This window comes from Burkholderia sp. APQ4-4ca (assembly GCF_057837105.1).
The window spans coordinates 1-1,700 of record NZ_JBYQCG010000200.1; the positions used below are offsets into that span (position 1 = coordinate 1).

General features: G+C 59.0%; 3 protein-coding genes. All 3 read left to right on the forward strand.

The annotated features are described in order from the left end of the window. A partial coding sequence (locus AC3IFE_RS21220; protein ID WP_489191850.1) for an EF-Tu C-terminal domain-related protein occupies positions 1–462 on the forward strand: 462 nt, incomplete at its 5' end. A 286-nt stretch (positions 463–748) separates the two neighbouring features. After that, positions 749–1,060 carry a 30S ribosomal protein S10 gene (gene rpsJ, locus AC3IFE_RS21225; RefSeq protein WP_004199280.1) on the forward strand — a complete coding sequence of 104 codons (312 nt, stop codon included), beginning with the start codon at positions 749–751 and terminating at the stop codon, positions 1,058–1,060. A 178-nt stretch (positions 1,061–1,238) separates the two neighbouring features. Continuing rightward, the coding region (gene rplC, locus AC3IFE_RS21230) for a 50S ribosomal protein L3 (protein ID WP_489191851.1) at positions 1,239–1,700 on the forward strand (462 nt) is incomplete at its 3' end.

Sequence of the window (1,700 nt, forward strand, 5' to 3'; positions counted from 1 at the left end):
GAAATCGAAATCGTCGGTATCAAGCCGACGGTGAAGACGACCTGCACGGGCGTTGAAATGTTCCGCAAGCTGCTGGACCAAGGTCAAGCGGGCGACAACGTGGGTATCCTGCTGCGCGGCACGAAGCGTGAAGACGTGGAGCGTGGCCAGGTTCTGGCGAAGCCGGGTTCGATCACGCCGCACACGCACTTCACGGCTGAAGTGTACGTGCTGAGCAAGGACGAAGGCGGCCGTCACACGCCGTTCTTCAACAACTACCGTCCGCAGTTCTACTTCCGTACGACGGACGTGACGGGTTCGATCGAGCTGCCGAAGGACAAGGAAATGGTGATGCCGGGCGACAACGTGTCGATCACGGTGAAGCTGATCGCTCCGATCGCGATGGAAGAAGGTCTGCGCTTCGCGATCCGCGAAGGCGGCCGTACGGTCGGCGCCGGCGTCGTCGCCAAGATCATCGAGTAATATCGGCGATCCGCGGATCCCGACGGGGTCTGCGATTCCACGGTAAGCAGCTGTGTACCGTAGAAACCGGGTGTCCAGTTCGATCTGGCACCCGGTTTTTCTTTGTGGCGTGCGATCGCTCTATTGACAAACGCCCACCACCACAGCGAATTTTCGTGTAGAATCGCGGGCTTAGCAGTGGAAGTACTGTCCGGAACCTGATGCTTCGCTCCCCGCTGGTGTCATGTTTCACGTTCTTTTAGTGTCCGGCGATGCAACATCGCCTCGCTCTTTCCAAGGAATTGTCATGCAGCAACAAAAAATCCGCATTCGCCTGAAGGCATTCGACTATCGTCTGATCGATCAATCGGCTGCCGAAATCGTCGATACCGCGAAGCGGACTGGCGCAATCGTCCGTGGCCCGGTGCCGCTGCCGACGCGCATTCAGCGTTTTGACATCCTGCGTTCGCCGCACGTCAACAAGACGTCGCGCGATCAGCTTGAAATCCGCACCCACCAGCGCCTGATGGATATCGTCGATCCGACGGACAAGACCGTCGACGCGCTGATGAAGCTCGACCTGCCGGCTGGCGTCGACGTGGAAATCAAGCTGCAGTAAGGCTTCCAGCGCCGATCGGCATGCCGGGCGGCGCTAAGTCTTTGTATTGCTTGCGGAAATCGAGAAGTCGGGCTATACTGCTTGGCTTTTCGCGTATTCGCGTAAAAAAGTTGGGCCTTGCGTGCCCGGCATTTTGTAAATCAGCCCCGACCAATCGCAGTCGGGAATGGAGAAAATGATGAGCCTTGGACTCGTAGGTCGCAAGGTTGGCATGACCCGTATCTTCACGGCTGAAGGGGATTCGATTCCCGTCACCGTGCTGGACGTGTCGGACAACCGCGTGACGCAGATCAAGACTGTTGAAACCGACGGCTACACGGCCGTGCAGGTTGCATTCGGCTCCCGCCGCGCATCGCGCGTGACGAAGCCGCTGGCAGGTCATCTCGCCAAAGCCGGTGTCGAAGCCGGTGAAATCCTCAAGGAATTCCGCATTGACGCGGCCAAGGCAGCCGAGCTGTCGAATGGCGCCGTGGTCGGTGCAGATCTTTTCGAAGTGGGCCAGAAGGTCGACGTGCAAGGCGTGTCGATCGGTAAGGGCTACGCCGGTACGATCAAGCGTTACAACTTCTCCTCCGGCCGTGCCACGCACGGTAACTCGCGCTCGCACAACGTGCCGGGCTCGATCGGTATGGCGCAGGAT